The 17,073-nt window shown below is 37.7% G+C and carries 18 protein-coding genes and 1 pseudogene; 13 read left to right on the top strand and 6 right to left on the bottom strand.

Going from position 1 to position 17,073, the window contains the following annotated elements; translation table 11 throughout:
• Positions 1–23: 23 nt before the first annotated feature.
• The 4 genes and pseudogenes from H6G73_RS15780 to H6G73_RS15795 all read left to right on the top strand — a co-directional run.
• Positions 24–435 (top strand): annotated as a pseudogene (locus tag H6G73_RS15780) (hypothetical protein); the annotation flags it as partial.
• Between the two features lie 616 nt (positions 436–1,051).
• On the top strand, positions 1,052–1,435 hold the full coding sequence (locus H6G73_RS15785) for a beta-lactamase hydrolase domain-containing protein (RefSeq protein WP_190606115.1): 384 nt from the start codon (positions 1,052–1,054) through the stop codon (positions 1,433–1,435).
• Positions 1,436–1,577: 142 nt separating this feature from the next.
• The gene (locus H6G73_RS15790; protein ID WP_190606117.1) at positions 1,578–2,453 is read left to right on the top strand and encodes an SDR family oxidoreductase; all 876 of its coding nucleotides are present in this window, start codon (positions 1,578–1,580) and stop codon (positions 2,451–2,453) included.
• A gap of 281 nt (positions 2,454–2,734) precedes the next feature.
• On the top strand, positions 2,735–4,231 hold the full coding sequence (locus H6G73_RS15795) for an HlyD family efflux transporter periplasmic adaptor subunit (RefSeq protein WP_190606119.1): 1,497 nt from the start codon (positions 2,735–2,737) through the stop codon (positions 4,229–4,231).
• Positions 4,232–4,281: 50 nt separating this feature from the next.
• Here the strand turns inward: H6G73_RS15795 and H6G73_RS15800 are convergent, their stop codons facing one another.
• Both H6G73_RS15800 and H6G73_RS15805 read right to left on the bottom strand, forming a co-directional pair.
• Positions 4,282–4,773, bottom strand: a complete 492-nt coding sequence (locus H6G73_RS15800; RefSeq protein ID WP_190606120.1) for a gluconokinase — start codon at positions 4,771–4,773, stop codon at positions 4,282–4,284.
• A 327-nt stretch (positions 4,774–5,100) separates the two neighbouring features.
• Positions 5,101–5,649 (bottom strand): acireductone dioxygenase, encoded by a 549-nt coding sequence (locus H6G73_RS15805; RefSeq protein ID WP_190606123.1) that lies wholly within the window; start codon positions 5,647–5,649, stop codon positions 5,101–5,103.
• A 270-nt stretch (positions 5,650–5,919) separates the two neighbouring features.
• On the opposite strand from H6G73_RS15805, the gene H6G73_RS15810 reads away from it, so the two are divergent.
• Entirely contained in the window at positions 5,920–6,138 is a 219-nt protein-coding gene (locus H6G73_RS15810) for a hypothetical protein (RefSeq protein ID WP_190606125.1), read from the top strand.
• An 83-nt stretch (positions 6,139–6,221) separates the two neighbouring features.
• Here H6G73_RS15810 and H6G73_RS15815 read toward each other — a convergent pair whose 3' ends face one another.
• The 3 genes from H6G73_RS15815 to H6G73_RS15825 all read right to left on the bottom strand — a co-directional run bounded on the left by H6G73_RS15815 (position 6,222) and on the right by H6G73_RS15825 (position 9,647).
• A complete protein-coding gene (locus H6G73_RS15815; RefSeq protein ID WP_190606127.1) occupies positions 6,222–7,301 on the bottom strand; it encodes a fatty acid desaturase in 1,080 nt (359 codons plus the stop codon).
• A 193-nt stretch (positions 7,302–7,494) separates the two neighbouring features.
• Positions 7,495–8,553 carry a fatty acid desaturase gene (locus H6G73_RS15820; RefSeq protein WP_190606129.1) on the bottom strand — a complete coding sequence of 353 codons (1,059 nt, stop codon included), beginning with the start codon at positions 8,551–8,553 and terminating at the stop codon, positions 7,495–7,497.
• 275 nt (positions 8,554–8,828) lie between these two features.
• Positions 8,829–9,647 (bottom strand): acyl-CoA desaturase, encoded by an 819-nt coding sequence (locus H6G73_RS15825; protein ID WP_190606130.1) that lies wholly within the window; start codon positions 9,645–9,647, stop codon positions 8,829–8,831.
• A gap of 88 nt (positions 9,648–9,735) precedes the next feature.
• On the opposite strand from H6G73_RS15825, the gene H6G73_RS15830 reads away from it, so the two are divergent.
• Together H6G73_RS15830 and H6G73_RS15835 are read left to right on the top strand one after the other, a co-directional pair.
• Entirely contained in the window at positions 9,736–10,965 is a 1,230-nt protein-coding gene (locus H6G73_RS15830) for a methionine gamma-lyase family protein (protein WP_190606132.1), read from the top strand.
• A gap of 42 nt (positions 10,966–11,007) precedes the next feature.
• Positions 11,008–11,385 carry a GxxExxY protein gene (locus tag H6G73_RS15835; RefSeq protein WP_190606134.1) on the top strand — a complete coding sequence of 126 codons (378 nt, stop codon included), beginning with the start codon at positions 11,008–11,010 and terminating at the stop codon, positions 11,383–11,385.
• Between the two features lie 35 nt (positions 11,386–11,420).
• On the opposite strand, the gene H6G73_RS15840 is transcribed toward H6G73_RS15835, so the two are convergent.
• A complete protein-coding gene (locus H6G73_RS15840) occupies positions 11,421–12,620 on the bottom strand; it encodes a Coenzyme F420 hydrogenase/dehydrogenase, beta subunit C-terminal domain (RefSeq protein WP_190606136.1) in 1,200 nt (399 codons plus the stop codon).
• A gap of 212 nt (positions 12,621–12,832) precedes the next feature.
• On the opposite strand from H6G73_RS15840, the gene tcmP reads away from it, so the two are divergent.
• The 6 genes from tcmP (at position 12,833) to H6G73_RS15870 (ending at position 17,069) form a co-directional block, all read left to right on the top strand.
• Positions 12,833–14,131, top strand: a complete 1,299-nt coding sequence (gene tcmP, locus H6G73_RS15845) for a three-Cys-motif partner protein TcmP (protein WP_190606138.1) — start codon at positions 12,833–12,835, stop codon at positions 14,129–14,131.
• 40 nt (positions 14,132–14,171) lie between these two features.
• Positions 14,172–15,116 carry an SPL family radical SAM protein gene (locus H6G73_RS15850; protein WP_199317748.1) on the top strand — a complete coding sequence of 315 codons (945 nt, stop codon included), beginning with the start codon at positions 14,172–14,174 and terminating at the stop codon, positions 15,114–15,116.
• Between the two features lie 255 nt (positions 15,117–15,371).
• Entirely contained in the window at positions 15,372–15,542 is a 171-nt protein-coding gene (locus H6G73_RS15855) for a type II toxin-antitoxin system HicB family antitoxin (RefSeq protein ID WP_190606212.1), read from the top strand.
• A 67-nt stretch (positions 15,543–15,609) separates the two neighbouring features.
• Positions 15,610–15,813, top strand: coding sequence for a hypothetical protein (locus H6G73_RS15860; protein ID WP_190606140.1), 204 nt, complete (start codon positions 15,610–15,612; stop codon positions 15,811–15,813).
• Between the two features lie 23 nt (positions 15,814–15,836).
• A complete protein-coding gene (locus H6G73_RS15865) occupies positions 15,837–16,082 on the top strand; it encodes a type II toxin-antitoxin system RelE/ParE family toxin (protein WP_190606213.1) in 246 nt (81 codons plus the stop codon).
• Between the two features lie 468 nt (positions 16,083–16,550).
• Positions 16,551–17,069 carry a hypothetical protein gene (locus H6G73_RS15870; protein ID WP_190606142.1) on the top strand — a complete coding sequence of 173 codons (519 nt, stop codon included), beginning with the start codon at positions 16,551–16,553 and terminating at the stop codon, positions 17,067–17,069.
• Positions 17,070–17,073 lie beyond the last annotated feature (4 nt).

The raw sequence follows: 17,073 nt of genomic DNA on the forward strand, positions 1-17,073 counted from the left end.
TGGGGCTGAACCACAGAGGGATTATGGTTACTTCCAATCCTTTGGATGTGATGACATATTTAGCCTTACAAGCCACTGGTCTCCCCAGACAGCGCGTGATGGGGATGGCAGGGTTATGAGATGCAGCCAGATTGCAACCTTTATCACTTTAGACTTGGGCCTTTTACCTGAAGATGTGAAAGCGATGGTATTGGGTAGTCATGGTGATTTAATGGTTCCCTTACCTAAATATGCCAATGTTAATGGTATTCCCATCAAGGAGAATATCGTTTACCTGATGTTGTCATTGGTTTTCCCTGTCGCTTGGGATGTAGTGGCATTGAAAAAATTATCGAAATTAGTATTAGTGAAGCAGAAAAAGCGGCTTTACTCACATCAGCGGAGTCAGTTCGTCGCAATATAAACCAAGCACAGAAAATTTTAGATTCGCTGTAGTCAATTAGCAACTAGGAATAAATCTTCTTGTTGTGAATAACTGAGCCATCCTCACAACTTCCTCAAATTGTTGCTTTAAGTTAAGACTAGATCATAATCTGGTGCCATATATCTTCTCCACTCTATATCTATAGGTAGACGAAATTAACAGTAGAATGTCAACCTCATAAAATAGAGTAGAAACTAGATATTTTCTTTCTACGGGACTTTTTTCTGCTACAAGATCAGGGAAATATACCAAATACCCAAAAAAGCTTAATAACTAAATACTCCAGTGAACCATTAACACAATTCCAGAGTGTCTTCATGGATTGCTTTGGTCGTGTTTTATGATGTTTAATTTAAGTCACAAAAATACAGAATATTTCATTCAAATGAGGGACAAAATGGCATCAATCATCAAACTCTTGTTATGCGGTTATCTTGCTCGCTAAGTGTATACCTGATCTCTTCGGAAACTACTGTATAGAAATCACATTGAATAAATTTAATTATATGGATATAGAGCATAAATATAAAAAAGCTTTGCATTTTGGCTTGTTAATTACCTGTCCGAGAAATTATCCATTGGTCTTTGATTTTAACCATCAACCATTTAATTAACAATGTGAATAAGATGGATATTTTGATGAAAATTAATCAAGATTTAGCGATTACAGGACAAATTGATTCAGAACAATTACAACAAATCCTGGATAAAGGTTATAAATCTATCCTGAATTTGCGATTTGGTGATGAAATTGGTATTTGGGAGCATGAACAAGAAAAGATTGAATTGCTCGGCATAAATTATGTTAATTTTCCTACTAAAATAGAGGAATTAAATCAACAATCAGCCCTAGAAGTATTTAACATAATTAATAAATTACCTAAACCTGTAGTCATACATTGTGACAACTCCCTTCGTTCTGCGACTTTAGTATTGTTATATATCGCCACTAAACAGGGTATAGAGTTTGAACAAGCTCGGCAACATGGGATTAAATTAGGCTTAATATAGATAATCAACCCTAGGAGAAAGGGTGTAGGGTGTAGGTAGTAATGATTAAACTGAACTAGGGAAGGAAGTTAAAGCCGAGGATAGGAATGATCACCAATGCTTTATAACCTCACCCTATACCCTATACTCAAATCCAAAAGCTATGTTTCTGGTAACTGGAGCAACGGGAGGAATTGGTCGCCGAGTAGTGCGACTATTACGCCAACAAAAGAAACCTGTGCGGGTGTTTGTCCGTCTCACATCCCATTACAGCGAGTTGGAACACCGAGGCGCTGATATATTTATTGGTGATTTGCGAAGGGAAGATGATATCCAGAAAGCCTGCCAGGGAGCAAAATATATTATCAGCGCTCATGGTTCTAATGGAGATGCACTATCTCTCGATTACCGCGCTAATATTGAACTCATTGATCAGGCAAAAGAGCAGGGTGTAGAACACTTTATTTTCATATCTGTGCTGGGAGCAGACCGAGGATATGAAGATGGGCCTGTTTTTAAAGCCAAACGCGCGGTGGAACAATATCTGCAAAGTAGTGGCTTAAATTACACTATTTTACGTCCGGCTGGATTAGCATCAAACCTGCTACCGTTGGCGGAATTATTTCGAGAATCGGGGTTGTATCTGTTGATTGGCGATCCTAAACACCGGACTTCTATTGTGAGTACAGATGATTTAGCAAGGATGATAGTGGATTCTTTAATTATTCCTGATGCTCGTAACCAAATATTACCCGTGGGAGGCCCAGAAATTTTATTGGGAGAGCATATTCCCCAAATTTTTAGCCGCATTTTTAACAAAGAACCAATAGTCATTAATGCTCCTTTATTAGCTGTAGATGGGTTACGTGGTGTTTTGGGTTTATTCAGTTCTCAAATACCAACAGCTTTAGGAAACTACCGAACTTTGTTAGCTAATGAGTTTTTCTGTACACCTGAAGAAACTACCAATTTAGAAAGAATCTTTAACTTTCAATTGGAACCATTAGAAAAATTTTTGCGCCGCTATCTAGCAATTTAATTCTTGGTCGGTTGTCAATATCAGCAATCAAGATTTAAGGGTGTAGAGGAAGGAAGAAATTTTCTGCTATTGATTTTTGATGTCGAATTGATTTGCTTTGATATTGGCAACTGTGAGATATTATTACAAATTTTCTCTGGGGGATTTTTAAAACATACTATTTATTGTATGTGCAGTCTCAAATCCTCTCTGAAAAATCATCAAATTTCCTATTTTTGTGGTCAGGGTCAATTCAAAATCTAAAACTTATTTACATCTCACACCTGCACTATTAACACAGTATGAAATATTCCCTGGCTGCAAATGCTGCTCAAGCGCGTCAAACAAAAGAGAGATTTGCTAAACCTGAAGAACAATTATCTTTCGAGTTGGGTAAGGCCGTACAGGATTTACCACCGATCTATACTAGATTATTGGCAGGTACAATTAGTGTGATAGTATTTGGAGCGATTGCTTGGGCCCATGTCTCAGAAATAGATGAAGTGGCAACGGCCCCTGGAGAGTTGATTGCTTCTAATCAAGTTAGACCTGTCACATCCTTGGGTGAAGGCTTCATTGTCAGTGTTAAAGTCAAAGAAGGCGATCGCGTCACCAAAGATCAGGTATTAGTAGAACGTGATCCCAACTTAAAATTAGTAGACGTAAACCGTCTAGCTAAGGCGAGTAAATTAATTGAAGATGATTTACAGCGGTTACAAGCAGAACGCACAGGTGGCAAGACTGCGGGAACCCAATTGCAAGACGAATTATTAAACTCTCGGTTGCTAGATTACAAAGCCAAACAAGCAGCGGCAGAAGCAGAAGCAAATCGCCAAAAATCAATTATTACTCAAACCCAGGTAAGATTAAAACGTCTGCAAGAAAATTTAGCGAATGCCAAAATTGTTCTTGCCAATACCCAAAACAACTTAATTAACGCGAAAAATGTCCGCACGCAAGTAGAAAGTAATTTAAATATTGCTCAAACAAGAGAAGCTAGTCTCCGCAACTTACTTCATCCTGGTGCTATTCCTAGAGTCGATTATTTAGAATCTCAGGAAAGATTGAATCGAGCTAATACTGATGTTATTCGCGCTCAAGATGAAATCACCAACTCCCAAAATCGTTTGACAGAAACACGAGATAAAGTAGCATCCTTACAAAAAGATATAGCTGCTCAAGTTCAAGAAATTCGCCAAGCAGAAGCAGCCTATCAAGCAGCTAAAAATCAAGCTATCCGTTTAACTTCTGAACGCCAAAGCGAGATTTTATCAGCAATTAACAAACGTAAAGAAGAATTAGCAAATATTGCTGGTCAACTAGAACAAGCCAGAAAACAAGAAGCTGGAGAAACTATCAAAGCACCATTTCCAGGCATCATTTATCGCATCAAAGCTACTAAAGGCCCTGTGCAAGCTGGGGAAGAATTGCTATCAATTCTACCAGAAGGAGAAGAAATGCTCTTAGAAGTAAAAGTTCTCAATCGGGATATTGGTTTTATTCGTCAGGGAATGAAGGCAAAAGTGAAAATGGCAACTTTCCCTTTCCAAGAATTTGGTGCAATTGATGGTGAAGTTGTACAAATTAGTCCTAATGCCATTGTGGAAAAAGAATTGGGTTTAGTGTTTCCAACGAGAATCAGATTAAAGAAACACTCCATTAATGTCAGAGGTCAAGAAGTAGAATTTACGCCTGGTATGGCTGCCAATGCAGAAATTGTCACCCGACAAAAATCAGTTTTAACCTTTATTATTGAACCAATTACTCGCAGATTTAGCGAGGCATTTTCTGTGAGATAATTTTTCTGTTTTAAATTCAAGGGTGCATCACTACTGACAATTTTTTTAAGTTAGATTCTCAGGTAATTTTTGATTTCCTGAACAATGACATCTACATCCTGTGATATATCAATGTAGATAGCTTCTTCTGCGGTTGGTGCTTCCAGGACATCAAACTGGCTTTGTAAAAGATTGGCTTTCATGAAATGGTCAATGCGATCGCACAATCTCTGCTCAATCAACTCATAACTACCTTGGAGATACACTAACTTTACCCGTGGATCATTACAGTAGAGAATCTGACGATACCTAGCTTTGAGTGCGGAACAAGCAAGGATCACACTTTCGTCTGCTTGTAGACACTGGGCAATCCTTTCTCCCATTGTTTGTAACCAAGGTATGCGATCTGTATCAGTCAGTGCTTCTCCCCGACTCATTTTTTCCTTAGCTACGGCTGAGTGAAATGAGTCTGCATCATGAAATTCCCATCCCGTTGCGGCAGCAAATGCTTGACCAACAGTGGTTTTACCTGTTCCTGCAACTCCCATAATAATTACAATCATATTTCTTGATAGAAATGATGACAGAGATTCAGGTAGACCGAGTTTTTTCAACAATCAAGTAGAATGCCGATAATAGTGCTGGGAGTCGCTCTAAAAGAATTTTTGTGAAAGTTAAAACTCATTGACTTCACAAAATACATCAAAGGAATATACCCTTTATTACTAACATCCTGCCAGCCAATTATTGGCGTAAATTATTTTTCGTTAAAAGGTACTTTTTTATAGTTTTAGAAAGCTAAATTAATTAGCAAACACACATCCAAGCAAGTTTTGTCATTAATTTGTCAACAGGCAAAAATTTGGTAGATGCGAAGTTTTAATCACTATCTAACTTTGCAACTTAAATTCCTGCTCAGTTCCTGTATAATTAGGCATCCAACCTTCCACAGTCGTAAAGTAACGCACTACTTTAAAATGTAAGGATACAGCAGGACTGCACCAATGCTCAATTCCCGCGGGAATATGTAGATAATCTTGTCCTTGAATTAACAACTGCACCTGTCTTCCATCAGGTTGAACAAAACCGTAAATCATCTCCCCTGCTAATAAATAAACTGCTTCTGGTGCAGTGTGGGTATGGTAGCGGTTATAGGTAGCTATCCAGGTTTCTAATTGGGGTGAACCAGGGTGTACATTCAGCAAATCGCACCACAGATAACCATTATCTTGCTGGAGGAACTCAAACACACTGCTATGCAGTCCGACAATATAACGTTTCTCCGACTCTGTAATCACATCTTGCTCTAGCAGTTCTGGAAACAAGAGAGAGGTTCCTGGGTCATAATGTTTCAATTTAATCCCCATTGGCTCCAGTTCAGCCACTATCTCACTCAAATCCCTTTGGATACTGCCATCATCCAGTAGTAAATTTGCCATAACAACATAGTAAAATATCTGTTAAGAAGAGTATACTTTAAATTTAAATAAAAAGCCACTATTGCCGATAGACAAAGTGGTGTTTTTCAATATACAGATAGATTTTCCAAAATAATTTGCTACAGGACAAAAAATAGAAAAAAGCTGGTCAGAGATAGGAATCTTGCTATCTGACTTCCCCCTAGTTTCTTGAAAAGTGCATAAAATCTCCAGACCCGAACCTATTGAGTAATTGTCAGACATTCATGAAGACAAAAACTGGAGAAAACAATGTTTAACAAGAGTAATCACAACGAAACTTTAGCAAAACAAGCTGTTGTGGCTTTTTCCTTACTCGGTATTGTTTTAACTACTACTATAGCTCAAGCTAGTAACGCAATTGTGGTAAAAGGCACAAATTGCCACCCCGGTTCTCCCGTGGGATTGTGTTGCCCTAATGATGGTAGTTCAAGTGGCCCATATTGTCCTGAACGTCGGATTAGTCTCTAAACTCAAATTACCAGAATTATTTTCACCCAAAAACACAAAAAAGCTCGCACCAGCGAGCTTTTTTGAGATGAAATAGCTGGCAATTACTTCACATTTTGATGGTAAGAAGTGTAGTAAACCTTATCCCCTGTATCTGGAACAAAATGGCAACTGATAGCAGAACGCCATAAAGACTTCCAAATTGGTTCTTCAGACCGATGATAGTAATCACCCAAAATAGGTTTAATGGCTTCCGTTGCTTTCAACAAATTGTAGTGAGGAATATTCAAAAAGATGTGATGAGCAACGTGAGTACCAATATCGTGATGGATGTGGTTAACTATGCCATAATCACGATCAATAGTGGAAATTGCACCTTTGAGGAAAGTCCAATTATCACCACGATACCAAGGTAAATCTTGCTCTGTATGGTGTAAAAAAGTCACCAAATCTAACCAAATCACAAATACGATGTAGGGAGCAGCATAGTATTTCAGTAACCACATCCAACCCCATTGATAGGTGAGAAAACCTAGCAAACCTACAAAACCAATCCAAAGGGTAGTGCTAGTGATGATATCCCATTTTTCTGAAGGCTTAAACAGGGGACTTCTGGGGTCAAAATGTGAACCACTTTTACCAGGAGTGCGTTGAAACAAATAGATAGGATAAGCTAGTGGCAGGAAGAGATAATATCGAACTACTTTTTGTAAAAAAGGTAATTCTTGATATTTAGATTCACTTAAAGGATACCAGCTTTCATCATTTTCCAAGCTACCTGTATTTTTGTGGTGAGTTCTGTGGCTAATTCTCCAACCGTGATAGGGAACGAGAATAGGAATGTGGGAAAGATGACCGACTAAATCATTCAGCCATTTATGCTTAGAAAAAGATTGGTGCCCACAGTCATGACCAACTACAAATAAAGCCCAAAACATGGTTCCTTGCAGTACCCAGAAAATTGGCCAGAAGTACCAAGAGTCTAAATAATGGGCAACTGCATATAGCAAACCAATAATGAAAATGTCCCGAAAAAAGTAATACAGTGATTTGATCACACTGGGCTGAAAACATTCAGCAGGAATAGCAGCTTTTAAATCCTGAAGAGTAAAAGGCAGTTTATCCTGCCCCAGAGATGATTCAACGCTGTTGTTCTGGTTTAACTGAACTGAGTCTAATTGCACTGGATTTGTGATGAAATGTAATCGTAACTGAATTTTGAGGTAATCAATATCCCCACAGGGATGAAAAGATTTAGAAACTTTTATTGATAATTGAATTGTTTAAACACAGGTGATATTGGCACTTTTTCATCACAAGTATATGAAATTAAATGCCAATATTTTAGGAAAGAATGACTAAATGAATCTGACTTTCCTATTTACCTGCATAATATTCATCAAAAGTCTTATAACCAACACCTGTGTAATAGAGTTGGCAGTTATCAGTAATGTCCTTCATTAATTGCCAAGAAAACTGACACTCATCATGGAGATAAGGTTGCCAATTTTGCTTAATGCTGTCGTAAGCTAGCCGCAAATTATAGGAAGGAATAGCTGTGGAAATATGATGAGGGACATGAACATTAATATCGTGACAAAGAATTTCTATCCAACGAGGATAATCACAATGAATTGTTCCTGATAGCTGTGCTAAAGCTGCATTCCACTTGTCAGCAGGAGAAAAGGGAACATCAGCAGCAGTATGGTGAACAATTGTGAATGTACTCATCCAGAAATGATAAACCATCCAGGGGATAAACCAGTATTTAATAAATCCCCAAACTCCAGTTGTAATAATCAAAGTTGGAAAAACTACTGCTGCAAAAATCAGCACTACAGCAACAGAAAGTTTCACACTTGCTTGGTCTTTGGGTTTAAATTTGCGTGCATCAAAATGTACTACAGCCCAATGACCAATGGAACCTATCCACCATAGACGTTTCCGCATAAAGAATTCAAACGCAGATTGTCTATTTTTACCCCAACTTGCAAACACCTCTGGTCTGATGGGATGCCAAGCATTATCTTCTTCCAGTTTGTTGGTATGTTTATGGTGATGGTTATGTCCAATTCGCCAACTATGAAAGGGATAAATTAAGGGCATCATAAATATATGCCCTACTAAATCATTTACCCAACGACGGTTAGCAAATGAGCGATGACCACAATCATGTCCAATAACAAAAAAGCCTGTTAATGCAGTTCCTGTAAAAATCCAAGCTATAGGTAAAAGAAACCAAGGAGAAATGGCCAAAAAATAATAGCCTAACGCAGCCATTGACAAACTAAGTATGATAGTTGTCCAAGCTTTGCGGCTATTTTTCTGAAAACATTCCTTGGGCAGACTTTTGATAATATGTTTTAGTTTGATTTGGTCTTTACCAAGGTCTGTGGAGACCAGAGTTTTCTGGCTTTTAATTGCTGATGTAGTCATGAATACCTGAAAAAACAACAAACTGTACTACCAAGTCACTAAAAATAGCAGCCTGCCGTAAAGTTTTGTAAAATCAATCTTTGGCATTATAGCAACATAAGCGACTAAATTGCATTTACAAATCCCTATTGCCAGCTATTTTCAGATTTAGTGGAAAGATATTTTGAGGTAGGGGAAAATTTGAAAATATATTGCATATAAACAGTCAATAGTCCAAAGCCAAGGATAATAAATTGACTGTTAGACTATTGGCTATGCAACTATCGAGGATGAAATTAGGATTTTCTTTCTGCTAGTTTGACATTTGTGGCTAGACCTAACAGTTGTAGTAATTGAATTGTCATCCAAGTGATATCAATCTCCCACCATTCTAAGCCATGACGGGCTGAATATTGAAAAGCATGGTGATTGTTATGCCAACCTTCACCAAAAACTAGGAGAGCAACCCACCAACAATTAGTGGATTTATCACCAGAGTCATGAGTGCGGTAGCCGAATTTATGGGTAGCACTGTTCACTAACCAAGTGCAGTGATAAACCCAAACGATGCGGGCAAAAATACCCCACACCACAAATGACCAGCCACCCAAAAGTAACAAAATTATACCCAAAGCTATTTGGATAAATATGAAATATTTTTGTAAAAACTGATAAACTGGGTCTTCTGCAATATCTTTTGTAAACCGGGGAATTTGAGAGTGAGCGGGAGACTGATAAATCAGCCAACCAATGTGACTCCACCAAAAACCTTTATTAGAATCATGGGGGTCGTTTTCAGTATCAGAATGTAAATGATGGATGCGATGTGTACCTACCCACTCGATCGGGCCGCCTTGACAGGCGAGTGTACCACATAGCACCAGGAAATACTCCAACCATTTAGGAGTTTGAAAACTGCGATGGGTGACAAGACGGTGAAAGCCTAAGGTAATACCTAAACCACCACTGACCCAGTATAGGAATAATCCGACACCAACTGCTGTCCAGCTAAAGTTACTAGGTAGAAAGGCAAATAAAGCTCCGATGTGCAGTCCAATGAAAAACAGGGTATTTACCCAGTTAATTTGAGGTTTAGTTGAGGTAGCAATTGTCATGCAGTAACCTGAATAGGAATGGTTCAGCCTAATCTGCGTGATCCGTGAATCCGCATTTTTAGTAATGTTTTAATTTATTGAGGAAATAATGAACAGCTTGGAACAGCTGCGGCAAGCAGAACAGGCACTATTAGAGATTTTTTCTGGTATTGACGCTCAGGTCAAGCATAATCTTCAACGAGTGCTAGATGCCTTTCGTCATCATCGAGTAGGTGCACACCATTTTGCAGGTGTAAGCGGTTATGGGCACGATGATTTAGGTCGAGAAACTTTAGATAAAGTATTTGCAGAGGTAATGGGTGCCGAAGCTGCGGTGGTGCGAGTGCAGTTTGTTTCGGGAACTCACGCGATCGCCTGTGCGCTGTATGGAGTGCTTCGTCCTGGAGATGAAATGTTAGCAGTAGTCGGTTCTCCCTACGATACGTTGGAAGAGGTAATTGGCTTGCGAGGACAAGGCCAAGGTTCCCTAATTGATTTTGGCATAAAATACCGGCAATTAGAACTAACTGCCGCAGGAAAAGTCGATTGGCAAGGTTTAAGCACCGCTATTAATGAAAATACTCGCTTAGTTTTAATCCAGCGTTCCTGTGGCTATTCTTGGCGCTCTAGCCTATCCATTGCCGAAATTGAAAAAATAGTCCACTTAGTCAAACAGCAAAATCCCAACACAGTCTGTTTTGTCGATAATTGCTACGGTGAGTTTATTGAAACCCAAGAACCCACCCATGTAGGGGTTGACTTAATGGCCGGGTCATTAATTAAAAATCCTGGTGGTACATTAGTCACGGCAGGAGGCTACGTAGCCGGACGAGCAGATTTAGTAGAAGCAGCAGCCTGTCGCCTCACTGCACCAGGGATTGGTAGTGCGGGGGGTGCCACCTTTGACCAAAATCGTCTGTTATTTCAAGGCTTATTTTTAGCACCACAAATGGTCGGTGAAGCAGTCAAGGGCACTTACTTAACAGGTTATGTATTTGACAAACTGGGATATCCTGTCAACCCTGCACCCCTAGCGCCACGAGGGGATGTGATTCAAGCGATTAAATTGGGTTCTGCCAAAAAGTTGATTGCCTTCTGTAAAGCGATACAACAGTATTCGCCTATTGGTTCTTATTTAGACCCCGTTCCCGATGAAATGCCGGGATATGAAAGCCAGGTAGTGATGGCTGGGGGGACGTTTATTGAGGGGAGTACCTTGGAGTTATCAGCGGACGGGCCATTACGTGAGCCTTATATTGTGTATTGTCAGGGGGGTACACATTGGACTCATGTATCTATTGCTTTGCAAGCTGCTATTGAGGCTGTAGGGGAGACATGAGGTAAGATTTTTATCACGCAGAGGCGCAGAGGCGCAGAGAGAATGATTGAGAATGAGATTTCGGGAGTTATCGTTGATGTGGCTTACAAGGTTCACACTACTTTGGGGCCTGGTTTGTTGGAGTCGGTATACGAAACGGTGATGGATGTTGAGTTAAGAAGGCGAAAATTGGAGGTGAAAAGACAGGTCATCATTCCCATCATTTATGAGGGTGTGGTTTTGGAGGAGGGTTTCCGTGCTGATTTGATAGTTGAAGACAAAGTGATTGTCGAACTAAAATCAGTGGAAACTGTCCATCCTGTACATCAAAAGCAACTATTAACCTATCTACGCCTTGCCGATAAGAAAATCGGACTACTAATCAACTTTAACGTCCCACTCATCAAAGACGGCATCACACGCATCGTTAACAAACTCTAAAAACTCTCCGCGCCTCTGCGCCTCTGCGTGAGCTATCATTCCGGTAACTTATACTGCCCCACGATCCGCTTTGCAAACTCCGGTACGTGCGCTTCCAACTTCTCAGGATGATTCCGCTTCACATACAGATAATTCCTGGCAAAATGTGAATCTATAGAAAATCGCCCATATTCCAAACCCTTCGGCCCGATTTTATCAATCACCACTCCCATTAATTGCGCTACCCACATTGGTAATGTCACCGCATCGTCGTATGCTTTTATCCCTTGTTGTACAGCAGGTTTACGGTTTCCTTGAGACATCACAGGCTGGGTTTCGATTTGGTCTTTCACCAATTCCAACATTTCTTTTCCGGTATCATTTCTGACTACTATCCATTGCCAGGGGTAGGGTGCGCCCATATACCCAACAACTAAATCAGCTAAGGAGTTGACATAATCAAAGCAACTCATACAGGATGGAGCAAAGATATCTTTGAGAACGTTGGTTTTCAAGCCGAAGAAAGGTACTTTTTCTTCGGAACCATCTTCGTGTTTGAAGTGTACCCGGAAGTCTTGCATAAATTCATAGCTGACAACTGTTTCCGGGGAACGGCTGGTAGTTTCTAAGAATTTTTGCAGTCCAGCACGGGTAACGTTATCTACGCATGGTGTGCCAAGTACGTAGAGTTTTTCTAAGCCGAGTTTTTTTTCTACAGCCCTTAGTGCTTGGATTTGGCAACCTACACCGATGACTAATAACCGCTTCATCCCTGATTGTTCGATTTGTTCTAATACTGATAAGTTGGGAGATAGGGTAGGTTTATTTACTTTAGCAGCTAGTATTTCTTCTGGGGTACGGGCGATGATGGGCATGGGTTGAAAGCGGTCTTCCTTGGTATTTTGGACACAGACTACGCCTTCCACTAAGCCACGGTTGAGCATTTCTATGGCTATGGTGCTAACTATACCTGTCCATTGTGCGCCTTCGATAGGCTGTAGTTTCCGTGCAGCCATCATTTCTTGATGCACACCAAAGTATAGTTCGTTTTCGTCTTCTAGGTTGCGGGAACGTGTATGAGTTTGAGTTTCTAGGGTGTCTATTTGTTGGGTGATGAAGGCGCAAGCTTCTTTAACGTAGTGGATATAGTAGGTGTCACATAGTCCGCATTCGCTACAAAGTTCTTTAGCGGGACGACGGCTTCCAGGTTTGAGGGCTTTGGCTTTCTTGTGTTTGCTGGAATCTATGGAGGTCATATATTTTGTTTATTTTTGTCCAATATCGCTTTTATTACGATACCGTTAGGGGTTCTGAAGTGGGTGTTTTAAGTTGGACAAGAGTTTTTGTATCAAAGTACAAATATGTAAATCAAGACCAACAGCATTATTTTTTATACACGCCAAATAATATAACTTGTATAATTATGTCTTAAAGTTCACAAACTAATTGTAAAAAAGGCACATCTATTGTGGGTAATTCTGATACTAAATGGTCTGCTGATGGTAAAGAAATTCCTTTTGTAGAACAGCATACAAAAACAAAACATCTACTTACCGAACAATATGTAACTGATTTAATTTATACGCTGTACGGTAGTGGGCAACGTGGAGTTACAAATTTCACTATTATTGATGGTTTTTGTGGTGGAGGTATTTACAATGATAAAGACTCAGATAATATCTGGTTTGGTTCTCCTATTCGTTTGATTAAAGCTGTTCAAGAAGGTTATTTCAAATCAAAAAGAACTTATCCTTTAAATGTTAAGTTTATATTTATAGATAAGAAAAAAGACCATTTAACATGTTTAAAAAATATTGCTATGTCTCAGGGAGAATTGGACAATTTATCAGACGAAAAACAGCATATTTTTAAGACAGAATTTGGTGATTTGATAATAGAGTGTGAATTTATTAATGATGAATTTGAAAATAAAGTAAACTATTGTGTTTTGCAATCTGAAAACAGGAAGGGGCATTCTTTGTTTATTCTTGATCCCTATGGTTGGTCTGATGTTTCGATGGAGAGTTTTAGAAAAATCAATAGTCTAAAAAAATCAGAAATAATTTATACCTTTATGGTTGATTTTATCAAAAGATTTTTTTATGATCCAAAATGGCAAGCAAGAGAAACTTTTACAAAAGTATTAGAAACAGATGGTTATTTTAATCTTGATCATTTTCAAATGCTAGATACTTTTGGAGAACAAGCAGAATTTAGAAATGATTTTATGAAATTATTAAGGGATAAAGGTAATGCAAGCAAAATCATTACATTTGCTATGATGCCTAATAATAATGATAGAGTATTATATTACTTATTTCATATTTGTAGTCATTTAAGAGCCTTAGAGGTAATGAAAGATGGAAGTTGGAAGTTTAATAATTTAAACTATCAATATCACTATGATATTTATGGATTTGGGTTTAAAGCCGCTTTGTTTTATGAAGATAATCAATTAGAGTTAAAATTGGATATTAACCAAGATAGTCAACAATCTTGTATAACTAGATTAAGCAAGGATTTAGATAAAATTATACAAAATTCTCCAGATGGAATTACCTTTAAAGAATTATGTAATAAAACAATGGAACTCAATCCAGCAACTAGACAACAATATTTTGAATATCTCAATTTATTAAGAGATGCTAAAGAAATAGAAGTAATTAGGAAGGGTAAAAAAACAGATAGTACAAATTTACAAAATGAAGATATAATTAGAAGACCATCACAACGTACCTTATTTAATTTACTTAATTACATATCATAAATTATTTTATACACAAAGATCAAAATATTATAATTCAATTATGATTACTGGAACTGAAAAAATAATAAATCCTCTGCAAAAGAGTGCATTAAACAAGAAAGGCTTATGTGACTATGTGATTAATATTGCTTCCGGTTGTTTGCATGGATGTACATTTTGCTACGTTCCTTCAACACCAAGTATTAGAACTCAACAAAAAAAATTACATCAAAAAGGTGTGGAAAATCCTCAGCTAGACTGGGGTAAGTATTTATTCATGAGGGAAGAAGTTCCTGGAAAATTAGATCAAATATTAAAAAGAAAAAGAAAGTGGGAAGAAACACCTTCTGGTAAAGGAGTAATTTTGCTTTGCTCTGGAACAGATCCATACCAAAATAAAAAAACAGCAGAAATTACTCGTAAAACATTAGAAGTTCTAATTGAACATAAGAAAAAAGTAAGAATTTTAACTCGTGGACTGTTATGGCAAAATGATTTGGACATTTTGACTCATCCAAACATATCTCTAGGGATGAGTATTCCTTGTATAGATGATGAATTACTAAAAAGAATTGAACCACAAGCGCCTTTATCATCTGATAGATACAAAGCATTGCAAAAAGGGTATGAAGCCAAATGTCGTTTATATGTAGCTATGGCTCCAACTCCTCCTATGATGACTTTAGAAAATTTTAAGTTTAATTTAGAACAATTTATGAAAATTAACCCAGAAGTAATCTTTTGGGAACCCATTAATGCTAGAGGAACAAATGGTAAAAGAATGTTATCCGCAGGATTAGAGTTTGCAAAATCAATTATGAGTAGGCAATCTTGGGCAGATACCTTTATTCAACAATGGAATGATATTGAAATAGCTGCTCAACAGGTAGGATGCGTGGATAAACTACACATTTGGCCAGATCCTTCTTTAAAAGGTTTTGTTAGTAAAGAAAAAATTGATAATTGGTTATATAGACCAACTATAGAGAAATGGAATAGCAACTAGACAAAGATAGCCCATCAGTATGGAATACTATTTATAGTACATGCTCGATTCCTCTCCGCGCCTCTGCGTCTCTGCGTGAGGCAAAAATAAATGTAGTTTAACATACGCTTATTAAACAATACATCAAGCAATATCTAGGTTTAGGGAACTAAACTAATTAATCGGAGAGAGTGCGTTAGCGTAGCTTACCGAAGGTATCGCTCACTAAAAATAATACTATAAAATAAACTATATCAACAAAGTCTCCATATCCAAATTAGTAGAGAATTTAATGTAATAATTGAACGAGATGCTGATGGTTACTTTGTCGCATCTGTACCTAGTATTCCTGGTTGTCACACCCAAGCGAAATTTTTAGATGAACTCATGGAACCTATTCGAGAAGCAATAGAACTATGTTTAGAAGTAGATGAAAATCAAATATAATCTTTGGAATATTTAGGCGTGCTATACTGGGAACACTAGGATATTAATAATATAAAAAACATACTAAATGCAAGCAGATAAATATCCCTTTGCTCAAGAATTGATTACTGATATTGACGGTAATATCAGAAAAGTAGTTATGGATTTTCAAGAATACCTACGGTTGCTAGAAGCACTGGAAGATGAAGGACTTATTCTAGCAATGAAAGAAGTAGAAAATGAAACCCCATTAAATTTTAATGAAGCATTAGCAGAATTAGAACAAGAGTGAATACCTAATATCTACCCAGTTTTATTAAAGACTTGAAACCACTCAAAAGTACACCTTACTATGAGTCTATTAAGAGATTTGCTTTTGAAGAAGTAATTGAAATATCAACTCTTGAAGAAATAACCAATCTCAAAAAGCTTCAAGGATATGATAACGCTTATCGAATTCGCATAGGTGATTATCGTCTTGGTGTTATTTTTGATGGTGAAACATTAATTTTTGAAAGAGTTTTACACCGTAAAGAAATATATCGCTATTTTCCTAAATAGAGAATTGTGAAATAGCTATCAACTACATCCTGAATAAATCTCTTTCTTCCTTTGCGTCTACTATTACGAGATCGCCTACCAGCGATTGCGTGAGACAAAATAATATTTACTTCATCCCCACAATAGCTAACAGACATTTATCAGGTTTTCTAAAATCCCACCCAAATTAAACATCCTTCTTCCCAAAAGCTGAATTCTATTCTTTCCCCAAGTTTCATATATACTTACGCTACTCACTCAACATTTTTAAAAATTTTCTTATCTCTGTTTATGCTTCTTCAACATAAAACTTAATTTTTTGTCATAGGTGTCTATTCCAAATTTAGGAAACTTTCTTGCAGATATGACAGTCCTTAAAGAAAAGGACAAACACAGAGTTATAAAGTTATAACTCTGACAGGGACTGCAAAAGCAGTGCAATTCTGAAGGTAAATAGCAATAATGACTAATTGATGAGATACCAAGACTATGAATAATATTGCATCCAAATCTTTAATTATGGGGACAAGTATACTTTTATTGTCCCTATTTTCTTGTTTAAATGTTCAAGCACAAAAGACAAAAAATACAATTGAACTGAAAGTTTATAGTCAAAATGAGCGCAAACAAAACTGTCCAGATAAAGTGATAGTAACTGAAGTTCCTCGTCCTTATCAAGAGGGTGGATTTGCTAGTGATGGTTCGGTAAATTTAAGTGAATTTGCCAATAATATTACTATTAGTAATCGCAATAGTTTTAGCACTACATGGGTAGGAACATTAAAGCCTAAGTATAGTAAGTGTTTGGCATCTGCTGGTATTTCCAAAGTAGATGGTCAAGAATACACTGGGAATACCAACTATTTGCGATTGCATTTTTGGCAAGGCAAAGTTTACTTTCTGCTGGATTTAGCAGGTGGTTCTGATCCTAATCAATATCCCTTGATTGTTGTGAAACAAGGGATAAAAAAAGGTAATCCTGTGTGGACTTGGGGTGGAACTGATTAAAAAC

Source organism: Richelia sinica FACHB-800 (genome assembly GCF_014698825.1).
In the GTDB taxonomy this organism is placed as follows: domain Bacteria; phylum Cyanobacteriota; class Cyanobacteriia; order Cyanobacteriales; family Nostocaceae; genus FACHB-800.

Coding starts and splice junctions, on each gene's coding strand:
- H6G73_RS15805 (WP_190606123.1), bottom strand. CDS start 5,649: ATGGCAAATTTACTACTGGATGATGGCAGTATCCAAAGGGATTTGAGT.
- H6G73_RS15795 (WP_190606119.1), top strand. CDS start 2,735: ATGAAATATTCCCTGGCTGCAAATGCTGCTCAAGCGCGTCAAACAAAA.
- H6G73_RS15785 (WP_190606115.1), top strand. CDS start 1,052: ATGGATATTTTGATGAAAATTAATCAAGATTTAGCGATTACAGGACAA.
- H6G73_RS15830 (WP_190606132.1), top strand. CDS start 9,736: ATGAACAGCTTGGAACAGCTGCGGCAAGCAGAACAGGCACTATTAGAG.
- H6G73_RS15825 (WP_190606130.1), bottom strand. CDS start 9,647: ATGACAATTGCTACCTCAACTAAACCTCAAATTAACTGGGTAAATACC.
- H6G73_RS15860 (WP_190606140.1), top strand. CDS start 15,610: ATGCAAGCAGATAAATATCCCTTTGCTCAAGAATTGATTACTGATATT.
- H6G73_RS15840 (WP_190606136.1), bottom strand. CDS start 12,620: ATGACCTCCATAGATTCCAGCAAACACAAGAAAGCCAAAGCCCTCAAA.
- H6G73_RS15835 (WP_190606134.1), top strand. CDS start 11,008: ATGATTGAGAATGAGATTTCGGGAGTTATCGTTGATGTGGCTTACAAG.
- H6G73_RS15850 (WP_199317748.1), top strand. CDS start 14,172: ATGATTACTGGAACTGAAAAAATAATAAATCCTCTGCAAAAGAGTGCA.
- H6G73_RS15820 (WP_190606129.1), bottom strand. CDS start 8,553: ATGACTACATCAGCAATTAAAAGCCAGAAAACTCTGGTCTCCACAGAC.
- H6G73_RS15810 (WP_190606125.1), top strand. CDS start 5,920: ATGTTTAACAAGAGTAATCACAACGAAACTTTAGCAAAACAAGCTGTT.
- H6G73_RS15870 (WP_190606142.1), top strand. CDS start 16,551: ATGAATAATATTGCATCCAAATCTTTAATTATGGGGACAAGTATACTT.
- H6G73_RS15800 (WP_190606120.1), bottom strand. CDS start 4,773: ATGATTGTAATTATTATGGGAGTTGCAGGAACAGGTAAAACCACTGTT.
- H6G73_RS15790 (WP_190606117.1), top strand. CDS start 1,578: ATGTTTCTGGTAACTGGAGCAACGGGAGGAATTGGTCGCCGAGTAGTG.